This is a genomic window from Cellulosimicrobium sp. 22598 (assembly GCF_052044445.1).
In the GTDB taxonomy this organism is placed as follows: domain Bacteria; phylum Actinomycetota; class Actinomycetes; order Actinomycetales; family Cellulomonadaceae; genus Cellulosimicrobium; species Cellulosimicrobium cellulans_G.
This window is the reverse complement of the sequence record NZ_JBQEMZ010000003.1, coordinates 191,720-211,389: the sequence shown is the minus strand read 5'-3', so window position 1 is coordinate 211,389 and position 19,670 is coordinate 191,720. Positions and strand designations below refer to the sequence as shown.

17 protein-coding genes are annotated in these 19,670 nt (G+C 74.5%); 2 read left to right on the top strand and 15 right to left on the bottom strand.

Annotated elements, in window-relative coordinates:
* Window positions 1-47: 47 nt before the first annotated feature.
* The 4 genes from ACTJIY_RS05205 to ACTJIY_RS05190 form a co-directional block, all read right to left on the bottom strand.
* The gene (locus tag ACTJIY_RS05205) at window positions 48-998 is read right to left on the bottom strand and encodes a 4-(cytidine 5'-diphospho)-2-C-methyl-D-erythritol kinase (RefSeq protein WP_353708561.1); all 951 of its coding nucleotides are present in this window, start codon (window positions 996-998) and stop codon (window positions 48-50) included.
* Complete coding sequence (rsmA, locus tag ACTJIY_RS05200) at window positions 995-1,933, bottom strand: 16S rRNA (adenine(1518)-N(6)/adenine(1519)-N(6))-dimethyltransferase RsmA (protein ID WP_253052839.1); 939 nt, start codon at window positions 1,931-1,933, stop codon at window positions 995-997. The genes ACTJIY_RS05205 and rsmA overlap by 4 nt, the downstream gene beginning before the upstream one ends.
* Before the next feature lie 115 nt (window positions 1,934-2,048).
* Complete coding sequence (locus ACTJIY_RS05195; RefSeq protein WP_353708560.1) at window positions 2,049-3,458, bottom strand: transglycosylase family protein; 1,410 nt, start codon at window positions 3,456-3,458, stop codon at window positions 2,049-2,051.
* A 332-nt stretch (window positions 3,459-3,790) separates the two neighbouring features.
* A complete protein-coding gene (locus ACTJIY_RS05190) occupies window positions 3,791-4,801 on the bottom strand; it encodes a helix-turn-helix transcriptional regulator (RefSeq protein ID WP_253052837.1) in 1,011 nt (336 codons plus the stop codon).
* A gap of 142 nt (window positions 4,802-4,943) precedes the next feature.
* On the opposite strand from ACTJIY_RS05190, the gene ACTJIY_RS05185 reads away from it, so the two are divergent.
* Complete coding sequence (locus ACTJIY_RS05185) at window positions 4,944-5,330, top strand: VOC family protein (protein WP_253052835.1); 387 nt, start codon at window positions 4,944-4,946, stop codon at window positions 5,328-5,330.
* A 65-nt stretch (window positions 5,331-5,395) separates the two neighbouring features.
* Here ACTJIY_RS05185 and ACTJIY_RS05180 read toward each other — a convergent pair whose 3' ends face one another.
* The 6 genes from ACTJIY_RS05180 to ACTJIY_RS05155 all read right to left on the bottom strand — a co-directional run bounded on the left by ACTJIY_RS05180 (window position 5,396) and on the right by ACTJIY_RS05155 (window position 13,286).
* Window positions 5,396-6,562, bottom strand: coding sequence for a ubiquitin-like domain-containing protein (locus ACTJIY_RS05180; protein ID WP_353708558.1), 1,167 nt, complete (start codon window positions 6,560-6,562; stop codon window positions 5,396-5,398).
* Between the two features lie 186 nt (window positions 6,563-6,748).
* Window positions 6,749-7,810, bottom strand: coding sequence for a TatD family hydrolase (locus ACTJIY_RS05175; RefSeq protein ID WP_440673795.1), 1,062 nt, complete (start codon window positions 7,808-7,810; stop codon window positions 6,749-6,751).
* Between the two features lie 2 nt (window positions 7,811-7,812).
* Window positions 7,813-9,606 carry a methionine--tRNA ligase gene (gene metG, locus ACTJIY_RS05170; protein ID WP_440673794.1) on the bottom strand — a complete coding sequence of 598 codons (1,794 nt, stop codon included), beginning with the start codon at window positions 9,604-9,606 and terminating at the stop codon, window positions 7,813-7,815.
* Window positions 9,607-9,701: 95 nt separating this feature from the next.
* The gene (locus ACTJIY_RS05165) at window positions 9,702-10,238 is read right to left on the bottom strand and encodes a hypothetical protein (RefSeq protein ID WP_440673793.1); all 537 of its coding nucleotides are present in this window, start codon (window positions 10,236-10,238) and stop codon (window positions 9,702-9,704) included.
* 135 nt (window positions 10,239-10,373) lie between these two features.
* Window positions 10,374-11,645 (bottom strand): G5 domain-containing protein, encoded by a 1,272-nt coding sequence (locus ACTJIY_RS05160; RefSeq protein WP_440673792.1) that lies wholly within the window; start codon window positions 11,643-11,645, stop codon window positions 10,374-10,376.
* A 372-nt stretch (window positions 11,646-12,017) separates the two neighbouring features.
* The gene (locus tag ACTJIY_RS05155; protein ID WP_440673791.1) at window positions 12,018-13,286 is read right to left on the bottom strand and encodes a PQQ-dependent sugar dehydrogenase; all 1,269 of its coding nucleotides are present in this window, start codon (window positions 13,284-13,286) and stop codon (window positions 12,018-12,020) included.
* A gap of 276 nt (window positions 13,287-13,562) precedes the next feature.
* Here ACTJIY_RS05155 and ACTJIY_RS05150 point away from each other — a divergent pair, with 276 nt between their 5' ends.
* On the top strand, window positions 13,563-14,372 hold the full coding sequence (locus tag ACTJIY_RS05150; RefSeq protein ID WP_253052821.1) for an SDR family oxidoreductase: 810 nt from the start codon (window positions 13,563-13,565) through the stop codon (window positions 14,370-14,372).
* On the opposite strand, the gene ACTJIY_RS05145 is transcribed toward ACTJIY_RS05150, so the two are convergent.
* The 5 genes from ACTJIY_RS05145 to ACTJIY_RS05125 form a co-directional block, all read right to left on the bottom strand.
* The gene (locus ACTJIY_RS05145; RefSeq protein ID WP_047232459.1) at window positions 14,356-15,540 is read right to left on the bottom strand and encodes an aminotransferase class I/II-fold pyridoxal phosphate-dependent enzyme; all 1,185 of its coding nucleotides are present in this window, start codon (window positions 15,538-15,540) and stop codon (window positions 14,356-14,358) included. The two genes, ACTJIY_RS05150 and ACTJIY_RS05145, sit on opposite strands and share 17 nt — an antisense overlap.
* Window positions 15,541-15,678: 138 nt before the next feature.
* Complete coding sequence (locus ACTJIY_RS05140; RefSeq protein ID WP_440673790.1) at window positions 15,679-16,143, bottom strand: MarR family winged helix-turn-helix transcriptional regulator; 465 nt, start codon at window positions 16,141-16,143, stop codon at window positions 15,679-15,681.
* Between the two features lie 78 nt (window positions 16,144-16,221).
* On the bottom strand, window positions 16,222-16,848 hold the full coding sequence (locus ACTJIY_RS05135; protein WP_440673789.1) for a ScbR family autoregulator-binding transcription factor: 627 nt from the start codon (window positions 16,846-16,848) through the stop codon (window positions 16,222-16,224).
* Window positions 16,849-16,916: 68 nt separating this feature from the next.
* Window positions 16,917-17,594, bottom strand: coding sequence for an ATP-binding cassette domain-containing protein (locus ACTJIY_RS05130; protein ID WP_440673788.1), 678 nt, complete (start codon window positions 17,592-17,594; stop codon window positions 16,917-16,919).
* 2 nt (window positions 17,595-17,596) lie between these two features.
* Window positions 17,597-19,654 (bottom strand): hypothetical protein, encoded by a 2,058-nt coding sequence (locus ACTJIY_RS05125; RefSeq protein ID WP_440673787.1) that lies wholly within the window; start codon window positions 19,652-19,654, stop codon window positions 17,597-17,599.
* Window positions 19,655-19,670 lie beyond the last annotated feature (16 nt).

Genomic DNA, 19,670 nt, shown 5'->3' with positions numbered 1-19,670 from the left:
CGCGAACGCCCCGTCCGGCGCGTGGCGGGCCTCGCGTCGGCGGGCGGTCAGTGGGCGACGACGCGGGCGCCGGCGGCGGGCGCGGTGGTGCACCAGACGGTGTCGCACGCGTCGTTCGCGGTCCACGACGCGGCGATCGCGAGCGCGTGCTGGCGGCTGCGCGCGAGGGCGGCGACCGTCGGGCCGGAGCCGGAGACGATCGCGCCGAGCGCGCCGGCCTCGGTCGCGACGTCGAGGGTCCGCTGCAGCTCGGGGCGCAGGGCGAGCGCGGGGCCCTGGAGGTCGTTGCGCAGCACCTGCCCGAGCCCGACCGCGTCCCCGGCACGCAGGGCCTGCATGAGCGCGGTGTCCTCGGCGAGGTCGAGCTCGGCCGGGCCGCCGACGGTCTCGTCGAACGTGCGGTACACCTCCGGCGTGGAGAGTCCGTCGGCCTGGACGGCGAAGACCCAGTGGAACTCGCCGCGCGTCATCGCGGGCGTGAGCACGTCGCCGCGCCCCGTCCCGACGGCGGTGTGCCCGACCAGACCGAACGCGACGTCCGCACCGAGCCCCGCGGCGAGGCGGACGAGGTCGGCGCGGGGCACGCCCGTCTCCCAGAGCGCGTCGCACGCGACGAGCGCGGCGGCCGCGTCGGCGGAGCCGCCCGCCATGCCGCCCGCGACGGGGACCTCCTTGTGGATCTCGAGCCGCACGTCGGGGTCGACGCCCACGTGCTCGGCGAGCGCGACGGCGGCCCGCCACGCGAGGTTCGTCTCGTCGGTCGGCACCACGTCGGCCTGGAGCCCGGTCACGCCGAGCGAGACGCCCGAGCCCGGCGGCACGTGGTGGGCGACGACGTCCTCGCTCAGCCCGACGGCCTGGAAGATCGTCACGAGCGGGTGGTAGCCGTCGTCCTGCAGCGCCCCGACCCGGAGCGAGAGGTTGACCTTGCCGGGTGCGCGCACGCGGACGGACGGGGGTGGCGCGAGGGCGATGCGCGGCGGTCGCGGGGGTGTCACGCGTCCACTGTGCCAGGTCGTCCGGTGCGACGCTCCGCGGGTGCGGCGCCACGGGCGGGGCGCTCGCCGAGGCCGCCGCGCAGGACGAGCTGCTCGGCGACGCGCGCGAAGGCCGCGACGTCCAGCACCTCGCCGCGCGCCTGCGGGTCGACGTCGGCGGCCTCGAGCACCTCGGCGGCCACGCTCGCCGAGCCCGCGAGGCCGGACAGCGCGGAGCGCAGCATCTTGCGCCGCTGCGCGAAGGCCGCGTCGACGACGGCGAACACCTGCTCCCGGGTCGCGGTCGTGGTCGGCGGCTCGCGGCGGTCGAGGGCGACGAGCGCGGAGTCGACGTTCGGCACCGGCCAGAACACGCTGCGGCCGATCGTCCCGGCGCGGCGGGCGTCGGCGTACCAGGCGGCCTTGACCGAGGGGACGCCGTACGTGCGCGACCCGGGCGGGGCGGCGAGCCGGTCCGCGACCTCGGCCTGCACCATGACGAGCACGCGCTCGAGCGAGTCGAACCGCTCGAGGAACGTGAGCAGCACGGGCACCGCCACGTTGTACGGCAGGTTGGCGACCAGCGCCGTCGGGGGCTCCCCGGGCAGCGTCGTCACCTCCAGGGCGTCCGCGCCGACCACCTCGAGGCGGTCGCCGAGGTCGGGCACGTGCGCGGCGACCGTCGTCGGGAGCTGCTGCGCGAGGACCGGGTCGATCTCGACCGCGACGACGCTCGCGCCCGCCTCGAGCAGCCCCAAGGTCAGCGAGCCCAGCCCGGGCCCGACCTCGACGACGCGCTCCCCCGGGCGCACGTCCGCGGCTCGCACGATCTTGCGGACGGTGCCGCCGTCGTGCACGAAGTTCTGGCCGAGGGTCTTGGTGGGGCGGACGCCGAGGCGACCCGCCAGGTCACGGATCTCGGCCGGACCCAGCAGGGCACCGCGGGTGTCGCTCATGACAGGCAAGCCTACCGACCGGGGCGGGGACGGTCCGGACGTCGCGGGGACGACGGGAGGGCGGGGCGCCGTGCGCCCCGCCCTCCCTGGTGCGGCCGTGAGTCGTGCTACCCGGTCAGAGAAGACCCAGCTTGCGGGCGCACGCGGGCCACTGGCCCCAGCCCGAGCGTGCCTGGAGCGCCTGGGCGCGCTGCGTCTGCTCGGCGGCCGAGGCCTCCGACGGGAGGCCGGAGCCGCCCATCGCCTGCCACGTCGAGAGCGAGAACTGGTAGAGGCCGTAGTAGCCGTTGCCCGTGTTCGTCGCGGGGTTGCCGCCGGACTCGCACTGCGCGAGCGCGCCCCAGACACCGCCGGGGGCGGAGCCGAGGTCGGCGGCCGGCGCGGACGAGCCGCCCGACGACGGGGTCGACGAGCGCTGCTGCGTCGTCGCCTTCGGCTCGGGCTTGGGGCGCTCCTTGGTGCCCTGCACGAGGATCTTGTTCACCGGCGGCGTGGTGACGCCCTCGGAGACGAGCTCGCGCGACTCCTCGACGCCGTCGACCGTGGTGACACGGTGCACGGTCGTGTGGACGCCCTCGACGCCCTCCTGCTTGACGACCGGGTCGAGGTCCTTGAAGCGGTTCGCGTCCTCCTCGGTGACCGTCTCGAACGGGACGGCCGCCGTGGTGGGCACCTCCTCGACCTTCACGCGCTGCACGACGAGCGAGACCGGCGCGGCGTCGGCCGCCGCCTCGGCGTCCTCGGTCGCGGCGGCGGTGGCCTCGGCGGGTGCCGCCTCGGCAGCGGCGTCGGCCTGAGCCGCGGCGATCTGCTCGGACTTCTCCACGTGGACGCGGTCGAGCTCGCCGAGCTGGATGCCCTGCTGGTCGAGGATCGCGTCGATGCCGATGCTGCCGTCGGGCGCGACCTTGGTCTCGCCGTCCGCGACGACGTTCACGGGGCCGTCCGCGTCGAGGCGGATCGGGAGCGACACGCGCTCGCCGGAGCGGGAGGCCACGAGGCGCACGTCGCTGCCGCGCGAGGCGAGGGTCGTCAGGGCCTCGTCCGCGTCGAGCGCGGTCAGCCAGACGGAGGACTGGGAGCCGTCGACCTGGACGGGCACCTCGCGCCCGTAGCGCACGACGACGTCGCCGCCGCCGCGCAGGGCGGAGTCGACGTCGGGCACGACGAGGTCGCGGTCGCCCACGGCGACGTCCTGCTCGGCGAGCAGGCCCTCGACGGACCCGGCGAACGTCGTGACGGTGGTGATCTGGCCGTCGACGTCGAGCTGGACGGTCTTGCGCGCGTTGCCGTAGGCGACGGCGCCGGTCGCGAGCAGGACGACGGCGGTGGCGCCGGCCACGAGGGGCCAGCGGCGGCGACGGCGGGCGGTGGTCGCGGGGCTCTGGGGGCTCTCCGCGGGGCCGTCGGTGAGGGTCGGGGGGTTCTGGAGGGTCGTGTCGGCGCTCTCGGGGGCGCCGGCCGCGTCAGCGGTCCGGTGGAAGGGGTTCTTCACTCGGGTCCAGTCGTCGGGGGTCCCGGGCACGGCGGCTCGACGGCGCGTGCGCGCCACCCGCGGCCCGCGGCGGACGTGCGTCCTCCGCGGCGGGCGCACACGTGCGTCCGCGGGTCTCGAGCGGCCGATCCGGCTGCCGGCGCCAACCCCGGCGCCCCTTCCCCAGGGCCCGACGACGGCGCACCGCCCGCGAGGTCCGGGCACGTCTCCCGCGGTCCGGACGGACCGCGGGGCATGCCGTTCGCACGCGAGCGACGTTCGACCGTAACCGATCCGTTATCCAAGTCCAACCCCTGCGCCGCTAGACTGGGAGGTTCTGTCCGGTTTTCATCATGTATGTCATGGGCACCTCCACGCGCTTCTCACCCGGCGTCACCGACGCCGCCACGCGCGAGGACGTCGTCCACCGCGCCCGACGTCGCACGCCCTGATCGCGCGGCCCGCTCCCCGACCCGAGCCAGCGTCGCCGCCAGCTCGGGCGGGTCGAGCACCGTCAGGTCGACGTCGAGGCCCAGCAGGAACCCGGCGAGCCGGGCGAGCGACGTCCCCCCGGTCTCGAGCACGCACGCGTCCGGCCCGTCGTCGACGAGCACGCCGGCGCCCGGCTCCATCCGGTCGGCCACCGTGCTCGCCGGCGCGTGCAGGCGCACGCGCGCGGGGTGCGCCCACGCCACCGAGCCGACGCCGCGGACGACGTGGGCGACCGCGTCGCCGCCCGGCACGGGGCGGGACGTGAAGCGAGGCCCGCCGGGCGAGCGCAGGCGCAGCCGGTCGACGCGGAAGGTGCGCCAGTCGTCGCGGCCCAGGTCGAACGCCAGGAGGTACCACCGCCGCCCGACGTGCACGAGCCGGTACGGCTCGACCGCCCGGGACGTCGTCGTCCCGTCGTGGGCCCGGTACTCGATCCGGAGGCCCGTGCGGGCGGCGACGGCCGCCGCGATGTCGGCGAGCACGCGGGCGTCGACCGCCGGCCCGCCCACCGGCGCGCTCGCGACCGCGGCGCGCAGCGCGTCGGCCCGGGCGCGCAGCCGCGCGGGCAGCACCGTGTCGAGCTTGACGAGCGCGCGCCGCGCGGCGTCCTCGACCCCTGTGATCGACCCCGTCGCAGCGGCTCGCAGCGACACCGCCACGACCGCGGCCTCCTCGTCGTCGAGCAGGAGCGGGGGCAGCGCGGTCCCGGACCCGAGCCGGTAGCCGCCCGCCGTCCCCGGCGCCGACCGCACCTCGTACCCGAGGAGCCGCAGCCGCTCCACGTCGTTGCGGACCGTGCGGGTCGTGACGCCGAGCCGCTCCGCCAGCTCGGGCCCCGACCACGTCGGGCGCGTCGGGAGGAGCGCGAGCAGGCGCAGGAGTCGTACCGAGGTGTCGAGCACGGATCCATCCTCTCGCACCATGCGGAACCGCACGTTCCGCATGAGGTCCTACTGTCGTGGTGTCGGTCCCGCCGGGTCGACGACCGCGGTCCCCGGGACGGAACCGGGGACGACGACGAGGGAGACGAGCATGCTGCGTGGGATGGCGACGCTGAACCTGTGGGCCGACGACCTGGAGGCCGCGTCCGCGTGGTACTCGGAGGTCCTGGGGACGGACCCGTACTACGTCGTGCCCGGCGGGTACGTGGAGTTCCGCATCGGCGACCGCCAGGACGAGCTCGGCATCATCGCCCGGTCCTGGTCCCCGCGGCCCCAGCCGGAGACCCCCGGGGGCGCGATCGTGAACTGGCACGTCGACGACGTGCGCGACGCGTTCGCCCGGCTCCTCGCGCTCGGCGCGACCGAGTACGAGGGGGTCGTCGAGCGCGGCGAGGGCACCGGCTTCGTGACGGCGTCGGTGGTCGACCCGTTCGGCAACGTGCTGGGGATCATGCAGAACCCGCACTACCTCGAGATGCTCGAGCGCTAGCCCGGGCGCCCGCGGACCGCGGGCGCCTTACCGGCGCCGGCACCGCACCGGCGCCGCGACGGGCCTCAGTACCAGCCCTTGGCCACCGAGTGCGACCAGGCCGCGCACGGCGTGCCGTAGCGGCCCTCGATGTAGCCGAGGCCCCACGTGATCTGCGTCGCCGGGTTGGTCCGCCAGTCGGCGCCCGCGCTCGACATCTTGGACCCGGGCAGCGCCTGCGGGATCCCGTACGCGCTCGAGCTCGGGTTGTCGGCGTCGACCCGCCAGTTGCTCTCCTTGGTCCACAGCTTGTCGAGGCACGTGAACTCGTCGTCGCCCCACCCGCGCTGGGCCGCGAGCGAGCGGCCGATCGCCCGCGCCGAGCCGGGGTCCACCGAGACCGAGACGTCCATCGTCCCGACCTTGATGATCTCGTTGCGCGGCTCCGTCGTGACCGTGCGCGTGAGGACCGTGCGCGACACCTCGGCACCGCCGAGGGTCTGGACGGCGTACGTCGTGGTCGCCTCGCCCACGCGGCCGGACTGGACGACGACCCGGTGCCCCTTCGGCAGGTTCGGGTCCTCGACCTCCTCCGTGGTGAAGGGCAGCACCTCGGTGACGGTCGTGGCCGACGCCGCGGCGCGGCTCACGAGGACGAGCATGCCGTCGACCGCGGCCGCGTCGAGCGGCGCGGACGTGCTGTCGCCCTCGGCCAGCACGATGCCCGCCGTCGCGAGGACGCCGCGCACCGTGGGCTCCGCCGTCGTGATGGGCATGACCGCGCCGTCGACGGCGACGTGGACGGTCTTGAGCGTGGAGACCCGGATCGGGTCGCGACCGAGCGCCTGGGTGCGCGAGACCTCGGTGACGGCGCCCTCGGCGCGCGGGCCGAGGTACGTGAGGAGCTCGCCGACGGTGCGCGCCGTCGTGGAGATCGTCTGGACCTGGCCGTCGATCTCGATCGTCACGTCGTGGCTCGTCCGGACGACGATCGTGCCGCCGTCGTGCGCGGAGTCCGTCAGGCCCGGCTCGACGAGGTCCTCGGCGCCGACCGTGACGTCCTGGTAGTCGAGCACCTCGGCGACCGTCCGCCCGTACGCGGAGACGTCGTACAGCTCGCCGTCCACGTCGAGCGTGACGCTCTTCTGGAGCGAGGCGAACGCACCGGTGACGACCACGAGGCTCGCGACGACGACGCCCTGGGCCGCCAGCCGTTGCAGGCGTCGGCGACCGGTTCCGTCAGGTGCGAGCACGCGCACGGTCCCTTCTGGGGAGCGGCCCTCGGCGAGCGCCGAGAGCGAGGTGGGGCACGTCGTCGGCGCACGGCGCGCGACGCACGGACCTGACCGTAGCCGAAACGTGACCCTGGACGAAACCTCCGGTTCGCCCCGGAACGGACGGTGCCGCGCGGTGCCGGCTCCCCCTCCGTCGTGCCCGCCTCACCAGGGCCCGTAGACCGCGACCGACGTCGCGGCGAGCCGCGCGCAGACGTCCGCGAGCGGCAGGCCCGCCACCTCGGCGACGGTACGGACCGTCGTCGGCAGCACGTACGGGGCGTTGGGACGGCCCCGGTACGGGTGCGGCGTGAGGTACGGCGCGTCCGTCTCGACGAGGACCTGCCCGAGCGGCACCTCTCGCAGGGCGGCCCGCAGCTCGTCGTTCGCGCGGAACGTCACCGGGCCCGCGAAGGACAGGTACCAGCCCTGCTCCGCGCAGAACCGGGCCATCGCGGCGTCGCCCGAGTAGCAGTGGAAGACCGTCCGCTCCGGCGCGCCGTCGCGCGCGAGGACGTCGAGCACCTGCGCGTGGGCGTCGCGGTCGTGGATCTGGAGCGCGAGGCCGAGCTCCTTCGCGAGCGCCACGTGCGCCCGGAACGCCTCTCGCTGTACAGCCTCGCCCTGCGGTCCGGTACGGAACAGGTCCATCCCCGTCTCACCGATCGCCCGCACGCGGTCGTTCGCGCGCGCGATCGCCGCGATCTCGGCGACGGCGTCGTCGAGCGGGACGTCGTGGTGCGCCTGCGGGTCGGGCGCGAGCCCGTCCGGCCCGACCTCCCGCACCCCACCGTGCAGCACGGCCTCGTTCGGATGGATGGCCACGGCCCCGAGCACCCGCCCCACCCCCGTCCCCCCACGGCCGACCAGGTGATCGTGGCTCGTCCCGGCGCCGGGACGCGCCGGATCCGCCTGCTCGACCCCCCAGACCGCCTGGTCGCCGCGCAGCAGGGCGTCGGTCCAGCGGGCCGACGGCAGGTCGCAGCCGACCTGCACCACGCGGTCCACCCCCGCGGCCGCCGCCCGGGCCAGGTGGTCCGTGACGGTCGGGGCGGGGACGTCGCCCCACCCCCACGAGTCGTCCTCGCTCCGCTGCGGGGACTCGCGGGGGCCCCGGGGATCGGGGAGGACGTGAGGGATCGAGTCGAGGTGGGTGTGGTTGTCCACCACCGGGACCGGAAGCGGCTCCGGGTCCGGCGGCCACCCGCGCTCGCGCTGCTTCGCCACCGTCAGGCGGTCTCGCGCAGGCGGTCGAGCTCCTCCTCGACGATCGAGTCGTCGAGCTTGGTGAACACCGGCGTCGGCTTGCCGACCGGCGTGCCCGGCACGACGGCCTTCGGCTCCCACGTCGCCAGGCCCTCGGCGCGGTAGTCGCCCGTGATGACCGGGTAGTGGCGCGAGTCGTCGTCGAGGTCGGTCACCTCGGCGATGCGCGGCTGGGCGGCGAACGTGCCCGTGCCGCCGAACGCCTCGTGCACCTGCTGCGCCGAGTGGGGCAGGAACGGCGACAGGATCGTGTTGAGGTCGCTCACGGCCTGGGTCACGGTGTGCAGCACGGTCGCGAGCCGGTCCGGGTCGGTCTTGAGCTTCCACGGCTCGGTGTCCGACACGTACTTGTTCACCTCGCCGACCGTCTTCATGGCCTCGGCGACGGCGGCGCGCTGGCGGTGCGTCGCGATGAGCTCGCCCACGCGGCCGAACGCGGTCGTCGTCGTCGCGAGGACGCCCTCGTCGATCGGCTGGCGCTGCCCCGGCTCCGGGATCGCGCCGAAGTTCTTGTGCACGAGGTTCGCCGTGCGGTTGACGAGGTTGCCCCAGCCGGCCACGAGCTCGTCGTTCGTGCGGCGCTGGAAGTCCGCCCACGTGAAGTCGACGTCCTGCGTCTCCGGACCGGCCGACGCCACGTAGTACCGGAACGCGTCCGGCTGGTAGCGGGCGAGCATGTCGCGCACATAGATGACGACGCCGCGCGAGGAGGAGAACTTCTGGCCCTCGACGTTGAGGAACTCGCTCGACACGACCTCCGTCGGGAGCTGGAGGTTCCCGTACGGGCCCGGCGCCCCGCCCTTGCTCCCGCGGCCGTCGTAGCCGAGCAGCTCGGCCGGCCAGATCTGGGAGTGGAACGTGATGTTGTCCTTGCCCATGAAGTAGTACGACCGCGCCTCGGGGTCGTTCCAGAACGCGCGCCACGCGTCCGGGTCGCCGCTGCGCCGCGCCCACTCGATCGATGCCGAGAGGTACCCGATCACCGCGTCGAACCACACGTACAGGCGCTTGCTCGAGTTCTCCTCCCACCCGGGCAGCGGGACCGGGATGCCCCAGTCGATGTCGCGCGTCATGGCGCGCGGGCGCACGTCGTCGAGCAGGTTGAGCGAGAACTTCAGGACGTTCGGGCGCCACGCGGTGCGCGTGCGCAGCCAGTCCCCCAGCGCGTCGACGAACGCGGGCAGGTCCAGGAAGAAGTGGTTCGACTCGACGAACTTCGGCGTCTCGCCGTTGATGCGGCTGTGCGGGTTGATGAGGTCGATCGCGTCGAGCTGGTTGCCGCAGTTGTCGCACTGGTCGCCGCGCGCGCCGTCGTAGCCGCAGATGGGGCACGTGCCCTCGATGTAGCGGTCGGGCAGCGTGCGGCCCGTGGACGGCGAGATCGCGCCCATGGTCGTCTGCTCGACCATGTACCCGTTCTTGTGGACCGTGCGGAACATCTCCTGCACGACGGCGTAGTGGTTGCGCGTCGTGGTGCGCGTGAAGAGGTCGTACGACAGCCCGAGCTGGTGCAGGTCCTCGACGATGACGCGGTTGTACCGGTCCGCGAGCTCCTGCGGGCTCACGCCCTCCTTGTCGGCCTGGACGAGGATCGGCGTGCCGTGTTCGTCGGTGCCCGAGACCATGAGGACGTCGTGACCCGCCATGCGCATGTGCCGGCTGAAGACGTCCGACGGGACACCGAAACCTGCGACGTGGCCGATGTGGCGCGGCCCGTTGGCATACGGCCACGCCACGGCCGAGAGGATGTGGGTCATGGTGCCCGATCTTAGTCGGGCCGCAGCGCGCTCTGCGGGGGCGTCTCGGGACCCTGGACTCCCGCCGTGCTGCCACCGGGCCGGGCCGTCCGTCGTCAGCCGTCGCTGGCACCACCACGGGGGTCGACGAAGGCCTCCTTCAGCGCTGCCGTCGTCTCGGCAGCCTGGGCGACCTCTCGACAGCCGACGCCCACCGCGACGTCGGCGCGCTCCAGACGGAACGAGACGTCGAAGCCGTGGACGCTCGCGGCGTTCGTCGCGCCGCAGATCCGCTCGCCCAGAGAGTCGGCGTCCGCGTCGGTCAGCGTCTCCGCGACGGTGACCACCACGGGGACACGTACGACCCGGTCGAGGAGCCCACGGCGGATCGGTGGGGGCTCCGCCACGTCGTCCACACCAGGCCAGGACTCGACGTCAGCGACCAGGTCGGCGACGTACCGCTCGTCGTCCTCGTCCACCCCGCGCCACGCGCGCCACCCGTCCTCGACAGCCGGCACGGAGCGGTCGAGCACGCGTCCCAGCAGCACGCCGCCGATCGCCGCCACCGACACGACGAGAAGGAGGAGCGCCGTCGCGGGCACGAGCACCGCGCGCGCCCGCCGGTCGCTCGCGCGCCGTCCTCGTCGCCCCACGCCCGGACGGTATCGGGCCAGGCGCTCGCCCGGTGGCGGCGACGTGCAGAACCTGCCGAGGAACCGGGGACGACGACGGGCCCGCGACCTGGGGGTCGCGGGCCCGTGCGGAGCCGGGTCGGCTCGGTACGTCCGTCAGTACCAGTTGACCGCCTGCGAGTGGGACCACGCGCCGCACGGCGAGCCGTACGAGCCCGCGATGTAGTCCAGGCCCCACGCGATCTGCGTCGCGGGGTTGGTCGCCCAGTCGGCGCCCTTGCTCGCCATCTTCGAGCCGGGAAGGGACTGCGGGATGCCGTAGGCGCTCGACGTCGGGTTGTCCGCCGTCGGGTTCCAGTTGGACTCCTTGGTCCAGAGCTTCTCCAGGCACGTCCACTGCGCACCGGTCCAGCCGCGCGCGGCGGCCATCGTCTGCCCGATCGCGCGCGGGTCCTTCGGGCGCTCCTGCGTGCCGGTGACGACGACCTCGTCCACGGGCGCGGTCGTGACCTCCTGCGAGAGCTGCTCGCGCGACTCCTCGACGCCGTCCACGAGCGTGACCTCGAACGTCGTCGTGGTCACGCCGTCGGCCCCGGCCTGGGCGACGGCGGACTCGTCGGTGTACTTCGAGTCGTCGGGCTGCTGGACGGTCCCGTGCGGGACGGGCGTCGTCGTCTGCTGCTGCTCGACGACGACGCGCTGGACGACGAGCGAGACCGTGGGCGCGCCGGGCTCGGGCGCGTCGACGCGCTGCACGCTCACGCGGTCGAGCTCACCGAGCTCGATGCCCTGCTGGTCGAGGATGGCGGGGATGCCGATGCTGCCGTCCGGGGCGACCGTCGTCGTGCCGTCGGCGACGACGTTCACCGGGCCGTCGGTGTCGAGGCGCAGGTCGAGCGACGCGCGCTCGCCGGACCGGGACGCGACGAGGCGCACGTCGCCGCCGCGCTCGGCGAGGGTCTGCAGCGCCTCGTCCGCGTCGAGCGCGGTGAGCCAGACGTCGGACTGCTCGCCGTCGGTCTGGACGGTGACCTTCTTGCCGAGGCGCACCACGACCTCGTCGCCGTCGTCGAGGGCCGACCCGGGGTCGGGCGCGACCTGGTCGCGCGCGCCGACCTCGACGCCGGCGGCGTCGAGCGCGCCCGAGACCGAGCCGGCGAGCGTGCTCACGGTCGTCAGCTCGCCGTCGACGTCGATCGTCACGGTCTTGCTGGCCTCGCCGTAGGCGACGGCGCCCGAGCCGACGAGCACGACGGCGGTCGCCGCGCCGACGACGGACCAGCGGCGCCGACGTGTCGCGCGCAGGGTCCGCGCGGAGCGGGCGGCGCGACGGCTGGGCGTCTGGGCGGTCTCGGTGGGGGCGACGTCCGGGGCGTCGGTCTCGACGTCACGGTGGCGGGGCGCGCGGAAGCGGAAGGGGTTGTGCACTCTGGTCCAAGTCGTCGGGGGTCCCGGGCACGGGGGTCGACGGCGCACGCGCGCCCCGGGGCGCTCCGCACCGCTGCGCGGGCGACACCCGGTTCGACCAGCCGATCCGGCCGTCCTGCGGACCCCCGGCACCCTGGGTGCTCGACGGAGACCGCGTCCCACGGCCGGCCCTTACACCTGTCCCCGGTGAGCGGCAACGCGAGACACTCGACCGTAACCGATTCGTTATCACGCTCCAAACCACCTGCTCAGCCCGCACGTCCGCCGAGATCGACCCCGCCGTCGCGAGGTCGGCCTCCCGAGGGTCGATCTCGGACGCTCGGGCCGATCTCGCGACGGCGATCCCCGACAACCCGCGGACGCGCGGCGGCCTCACCCCGCGGGCGTCACCGTGACCCGCAGCAGCCGGTCGTCGCCGTCGCGCGGGTCCCCGCGTCCGTCGGTGTTGTTGGTCAGCACGTACAGCACGGCGCTCCCGTCGCCGCCGAGCGGCGTCGCGGGGTCCACCAGGACGGCGCGCAGCCGACCCCGGTCCGTGAGCACGGCCTGGGGCGGGCCGAACGCGTCGGCCGACCCTCCGCCGTCGGGCGTCGCGAACGGCACGCGCCACAACGTCTGCCCCCGCAGCCCCGCCAGGTACGCGCCCTCACGAGTCACGGCCAGCCCGCTCGGCGAGGCCTCCGCCGTCGACCACGTCGCCACCGGGTCCACGAACCCCGACGCCGCGCCGCCCACTCCCTCGACCTCCGGCCAGCCGTAGTTCCCGCCCGGCACGACGACGTTGAGCTCGTCGAACGTGTCCTGGCCGAACTCCGACGCGAGCATGCGGCCCGTCACGTCCCACGCGATCCCCTGGACGTTGCGGTGCCCCAGACTCCATACCGGCGAGGCCGGGTCCGGGTTCCCCGGCGCGGGCGCGCCGTCCACCGTCAGGCGCAGGATCTTGCCGTTGAGCGCACCCGCGACCTGCGCCGCGCCGCGCTGCTGCGCGTCCCCCGTCGTCACGTACAGGAAGCCGTCCGGCCCGAACGCGAGCCGGCCGCCGTCGTGCGTCGACGCCGCCGGGACACCCTGCAGGACCGGGGTGAGGCTCGACAGCTCGCGACCGGCGAGCGTCCCCCGCAGCACCTCGTTGCCGCCGTCGGCAGTCCGGTAGACGAACACCTCCCCCGGGGCCGCACCGCCCTCGGGCCCGACCGCGACCCCGAGCACGCCCGCCTCGCCCGTCGCGACCGTGCCGTCGCGCAGGTCGTCCGCCCCCGGGCCCGTGACGGGCTCGACGGCGCCCGTCGCCGGGTCGACGACGACCAGGCCGCGCTCGTCGCGCAGGGAGACGAGCAGCGTCCCGTCCGCGAGCGCCGCGAGCCCCCACGGCGCGGAGAGCCCGGCCGCCACCTCGGTCACGTCCACGCGCACCTCGGGCACGACGACGAGGGCGGGCGCGGGCACCGGCGCGGTCGTCTCGACGCCGCCGGTCTCGGGGGCGTTCGTGACCGACGGACCCGGTGCGGTCGTCGTGACCGACGGACCCGGTGCGGGTTCCGGACCGTCGTCGGGCGTGCACGCCGCCAACAGCACGACGGCGGCCCCCACCACGACCGCGGGCCACGCCCGGGGCACGGACGACCGGTCGGCAGGCATGCGCCCATCGTCGCGCGCCGCGCGCGCCGCCGCACGAGCCGGGCTCGGCGCGGTCGCGCTCCCCACCGTGCCGACCACTCTCCTGCACCTGCTCGTGGTGCGCCTGCTCGGCAAGCACCTCCGCGCCTGGACGGGGGCATCGTCAGCGTGCCCGGGCTCGGGACCTCCGGCCCGCCTGCGCGGCCCTTCGGCGGCCGCACGCCCGCCCGCGGCGAGGCACGCTGGTACCGGGAGCTCCTCCGAGGCCCGGAGGAGCCGGCGAGGAGGTCGGTACGCATGTCGCGGACGTACGTGGTCACGGGTTCGGCGTCGGGGGTCGGGGCGTCCACCGCCGCGCTGCTGCGCGACCGGGGAGACCGGGTGATCGGTGTCGACCTGCGCGACGCCGAGGTCGAGGCCGACCTGAGCGTCCCCGACGGCCGGGCGCAGGCCGCCGACCGCGTCATGACGCTCGCCGACGGGCGCGTCGACGCCGTGATCGCGTGCGCGGGCATCGCCGCCCCGGTGCCGAAGACCGTCGCGGTGAACTTCTTCGGCGTCGCACGGCTCCTCACCGCGCTGCTCCCGGCGCTCGAACGGTCGGACGCGCCGCGCGCCGCCGTCGTGTCGTCGATGGCGACCCTGCAGCCGGTGTCCGACGAGCTCGTCGCGGCGTGCCTCGCGGACGACGAGGACACGGCGCTGCGCGTCGCCGCGGCGCTCGCGGACGAGGGGCCCGAGGTCGGCTACCTCAGCTACCCGTCGTCCAAGCGGGCGCTCTCGCGGTGGGTGCGGCGCGAGAGCGTCACCCCCGCGTGGGCGGGCCGCGGGATCCCGCTCAACGCCGTCGCCCCGGGGACGGTGCTCACGCCCATGACGACCGCGCTGCTCGCGACCCCGGAGTCCGCCGCGATGGTCGACGCCGCCGTCCCGATGCCCCTGCACGGGCACCAGTCCCCCGAGTCGGTCGCGAGCCTGCTGCTGTGGCTCACCGACCCGGTGAACACCCACGTCACCGGGCAGACGATCTACGACGACGGCGGCGCCGACGCCGTGCTGCGCGGGGACGACGTGTGGACGGGGACGACGCCTACGCCAGCCGGGTGAGCCCGCGCTTGAGTCCCCGGATCGCCTGACCGATGCGGTGCTCGTTCTCGATGAGCGCGAACCGCACGAACTCGTCGCCGCCGGGGCCGAACCCGACGCCCGGGGACACCGCGACGTCGCACTCCTCGACGAGGTGCGTCGCGAACTCGATCGAGCCCATGTCGCGGTACGGCTCGGGGATGCGGGCCCACGCGAACATCGTCCCGCCGGGCTTGTGGATGTCCCAGCCGATGCGCTGCAGGCCGTCGTACAGCGCGTCGCGGCGCGACGCGTAGACGGACGAGATCTCCTGCGGGAACTCCGTCGCCTCGTTGAGCGTGACGGTCGCGGCGATCTGGATGGGCTGGAACGTGCCGTAGTCGAGGTAGCTCTTGAGCTTCGCGAGCGCCCCGACGACGTCGCGGCGGCCCACGAGGAACGCGACGCGCCAGCCCGCCATGGAGAACGACTTCGTCATGGAGTACAGCTCGACCGCGACCTCGCGCGCGCCCTCGCACTCCATGATCGACGGCGGCTCGAACCCGTCGAACGTCATGTCGGCGTACGCGAGGTCGTGCACGAGCACGACGTCCTTGTCCCGCGCCCAGTCGACGAGGCGCTGGAGGTCCTCCTTGGTCGCCACCGTCGTCGTCGGGTTGTGCGGGAACGACAGCACGACGACGCGCGGCTTGGGCCAGCCGAGCTCCCACGCCTCGATGATGCGGTCGATGTAGCCCGCGGCGTCGGTCCCGTCGCCGATGGGGACCTGGCGCGCGTCGGCGCCCGCGAAGTAGGGGCCCCAGATGTGGATGGGATAGCTCGGGGTGGGGACGAGCGCGACGTCGCCCGGCTGCAGCAGCACCCACATGAGGTGGCTGAAGCCCTCCTTGGCACCGATGGTCGAGATGATCTCGGTGTCCGGGTCGAGGCTCACGCCGAACCGGCGCTGGTACAGGCCCGCGACGGCCTCGCGGAGCTTGGGGATGCCGCGCGACGCGGAGTAGCGGTGGTTGCGCGAGTTCTGCGCGGCCTCGGCGAGCTTGTCGACGGCGACCTGCGGGCTGGGCAGGTCCGGGTTGCCGAATCCGAGGTCGACGACGTCGCGGCCCGCTCGGCGTGCCTCGATCTTGAGCCCGTCGATGATGGTGAAGACGTAGGGCGGCAGACCGGGGATCCGGCGGAACTCCATCGCAGTGCTCCAGCTCTGTGCGGCGCTCCCGGGCGCGGGGTGCGCGCGGGTCGCGGGTCTCGCAGGGTACGCCTGCTGCCGGACGCCGCGCGTCCCGTCTCGTCGCGACGGCGCGCGCCGGCTCCTCGGGGGAGCGGCTCAGCCGTCCCAGCCGAGGTTGCGCGCCATGCGCTCGAGCGTCGCGACCGTCTGCGCGTACTCCGCGCGGCTGATGCCGTCAGCGACCCGCTCGCGCGAGACCGACACCGCGTCGAGCAGGTCGTGGTAGGCGTGGTTGCCCGCGACGGTCACGGACAGGCTGCCCGAGCCGTCGCGCGCGACCCAGCCGCGGCGGACGAGGTCGTCGATCTCCGCCGTCACGGCGCTCGCCCCGTGCCCGGGCCCGGGCGCCGCCCCCGTGAAGGGCGAGAGGACGCCGTCGACGCTCGTCTCCTCGCTCACGCCGTCCCGGATGGTGTTGAGCACCTGCCAGTGCCGGCGCGTGAGCCCGGAGTGCTGGAACACGTCGTCGAAGCTCTCGTCGATGAGCCGGTCGACGAGCTTGAGCCAGTACCCGATCGGGCGCTCCGGCGGACCGGACGGTGTCGACTCCTGGTCGCTCACGGGAGACCTCCGTGCTCGTCGTCGGCGGGTCCGTCCACTGTCGCACCGCGACCTCCCACCCGCCACGTCACGCGACGCTCAGTCCTCCCGCGCGCCGAGCACACCCTCCGGGTCGCGTGCGACGGCGCGCAGGAGGATCCGCCACATGCCGTCGACCCGGTCCGTGAGGTCGTCCAGGTGCGTGAGGTGGGTCGACACCGTCTGCACCCCGTCGAACCAGGCGACGACGTGCCACGCGGCCTCGTCGACGTCGACGCCCTCGACGAGCTCGCCGTCGGCGGCCGCCTGGGCGAGGTACGTCCGCGCCAGGTCGATCCAGCCGACGAACGGGACGGGGAGGTCCGCGTCGATGTTCTCGGCCTCGAGCCGCAGCCGGGAGGCCGCGCGGAACACGGCGCTCTCCCGGTAGACGGTCGCTACCTGGCGCGACGCGTCGACGAGCGCGGCCAGGCCCCGGATCCCTCGTTCCTCGTGCGCCGCGCGCAGCGGGACCCACTGCTCGGCGACGTCCTCGGAGATCGCGCGGGCGAGCTCCGCCTTGGAGCTGAAGTGGAAGAAGATCGTGCCCTTGGTGAGGCCGAGCGCCGCGGAGAGGTCGTTCAACGACGTCGCGGCGTAGCCCTTCGCGGCGAAGTGCGCCGCGGCGACCTCGAGGATCCTCCGGCGGGTCGCCGCCTTCTGCTCGCTGCGGGTCGTCGGGGGCACGGCACCTCTTCACGTCGTCCTGGATCGCTCCCCCTGCGTCAGGGTACGAGATGACGTGGCCGCGCGCGTCACGCGCCGATCGAGGTCGTCAAGCCGCCCGCGCGGATCCCGTCGAGGTCGATGCGACGGTCGCACGCCGAGGCCACCTGCTCGGAGTGGGTCGCGATGACGACGGTCGCGCCGCCCTCGGCGAACGACCGGAGCGACGACACGACCATCTCGGCGTTGTCGTGGTCGAGGGCGCCGGTGGGCTCGTCGGCGAGCACGACGGACGGGTCCTTGACGACCAGCCGTGCGAGCGCGACCCGCTGCTGCTCCCCGCCGCTGAGCTGGTACACCGGCTCCCCGCCGCGACCGGCGAGCCCGACCTGCTCGAGCGCAGCCTCGAACGTCGTCCGCCGGCTCGCCCTGCGTCCGCGGGCGGCGATGGCGAGGTTCTCGTCGACGGACGCGTTGTCGACCAGTGCGTAGTTCTGGAAGAGGTACCCCAGCGCGTCCCGGCGGAAGTGCCGGGTACGACGGCGCCCGAGCCTGGTCAGGTCGGTGCCGTCCACGACGATCCGTCCCGCGGTCACGGGCTCGAGCAGACCGATGCAGTTGAGGAGCGTCGACTTGCCCGACCCGCTGCGGCCCGTGAGCGCCACCATGCTCCCGGGCTCCACGGTGAACGAGAGGCCCTCCCACAGGGTGCGGCGGCCGAAGGCCTTGCTGAGCTCGTCGACCACGAGGGTCGTCGGTCCGGTCATGGTCAGGCCTCCGAGGATCGGGTGCGGACGAAGCGGCGGCCGAGGACCGCGAGCGCGCCGACGAGCGCGGCCAGGCTCACCGCGACGACGGCGGCGAGGAGCACCGGCTGCCAGGGGCCGAGGACGACGAGCGCCTGCGAGGTCGTCGGGTCCGCCCCGGGGCGGACGGTCGCGGTGAGCCCCGCCACCGTGGTCCACACCGACCACGTCACGACGGCCAGCGCCAGCGCGAGCTCGGCCCCCAGCAGGCCGCGGTGCGTGCGGACGAAGCCCCACCCGCTGATGTGCCGGGCGAAGATCGACTGGGCGTTCTTGCGCGTCGAGACCTGCGCGACCGCGACGGAGGTGCCGAGCAGCACCGCGAGCGCGGCGACGGCGTTGAACACCTGGAGGCGGGTGTCGTTCACGAGCGCCGCGTGCTCCTGCGCCGCGGCGAGCGCGACCGGCTGGTACGCCATCGCGATCTCCTGCGCACCCACCGAGGCCAGCCCGTCACGCGCCGTCGCGGCGTCGGTGAGGACGAGCCCCCGTCTCGTCCCCAGCGAGGTGAGGTCGTCGGGCACGAAGACCCCGGACCCCCCGTTCACGACGACCCCGAGGGCGTCGCGCAGCAGGGCCGGCTCGTTCGGACGGGTGGCGGCCCCGTACGTGAACAGCTCCTGTCCCGGCGCGAGCACACGGGTGCGGACCTCCACGTCCTGGGCGCCCCGCGAGAACCCGTCGAGCCAGGACCGCACGTCGTCGACGATCGAGGCGGCCGCGTCCTCGTAGCGGCTCGGGACCAGGACCGTCACCACGTCCTCGGGAAGCTCGACGACCCGTTCGCCGTCCGCGTCACGCACGTCCTGCTGCGCGAGGTAGGCGTTGTTGACCAGAAGGGAGTCGCGCCGCCCCGGCAGCCCCCGCCCCCAGGAGACCTCGCCCTGACCCGCGAGGACGACGTCGCCGTCACCCTCCGCCGCCAGCAACCACTCGCCCGCGGGGACGGCGAGCGCGTCGAACTCCTCCTGGGAGAGGTTTGGCGAGAAGAGGACGTGGACCCCGTCCCCCGCGGTCGCCCAGCGTTCGCTCGCCTCGACCTGCCCGGCGAGCTGGACCGCGGCGACGCTCGACGCGACGACGGCCGCGATCGTGACGACGAGGGCGGGGACGCGCACGAGGTACACCGCGACGCCTGTCGCGAGCGCCGGCAGCCTGCCCTTGAGCGCCTCGAGGACGGGCCGCTCGCCCGCGAGCGCGAGCGCGAGCGCGTGCGTGACGAGCGCGAGGAGCACGAAGGCGGCGGTCAGGACTCCCGCCGCGGCGGCAAACGTACGCCACTGCGCCCCGCCGTTGTACAGGGCGAGCAGCCCGGCGTCCACGAGCGCGACGGTGCCGAGCGTGACGGCCAGCGCCGGGAACGACCGGCTCAGGTCGCGGCCGAGGATCAGGGCCGGCGGCACGCCGTGCAGCCGCTGGACCGCGTAGCCGCGGACGTTCGTCAGCACGCTCGTGGCCACGACCACGACCACGAGCAGCGCGGCGACGAGCGCGCTGAGCGCCAGCGGCTGCGTCACGAGCCACCCCAGGATCTGCGGGGGCGCGTAGTAGGTCCGGGTCTCGACGACGTACCCCTGCTCGCGCAGAGCCTCCGCGAGGAACGGCGTCGCGGCGTGGTCGCCGAACGTGAAGTAGTGCCCGCGCGGGTCCACGTCCGCGCGCTCCGCCAGGGGGTGCACGGCCGTGCGCACGTCCTGGCTGAACGCCGGGTACCCGTCCTCGAGCCACGAGCCCGAGGCGAGCCCGGGGTTGCCGACCGTGAGATACAGGTGCCGGGACCGGGCCGGGTCGTGCAGGTCCTCGACGAAGCGCACGACGTTCACGCGCCGCTGCGCGGCGACCTGCTCGATCGTCTCGACCACGTGGGCGCTCGACGACGTCGGCGCCTCCCCGCTCACGACGAGGATGTCGGTGGCACCGAGCGGCCCCAGGTCGTCCATCGCGCGCAGGAACAGGAACGCCGCGAGCGACGCGTACACCGCCAGGATCGCGTACGCGAGCCGGATCCCTCGACTCCTCACCCCATGCGCTCCTCAG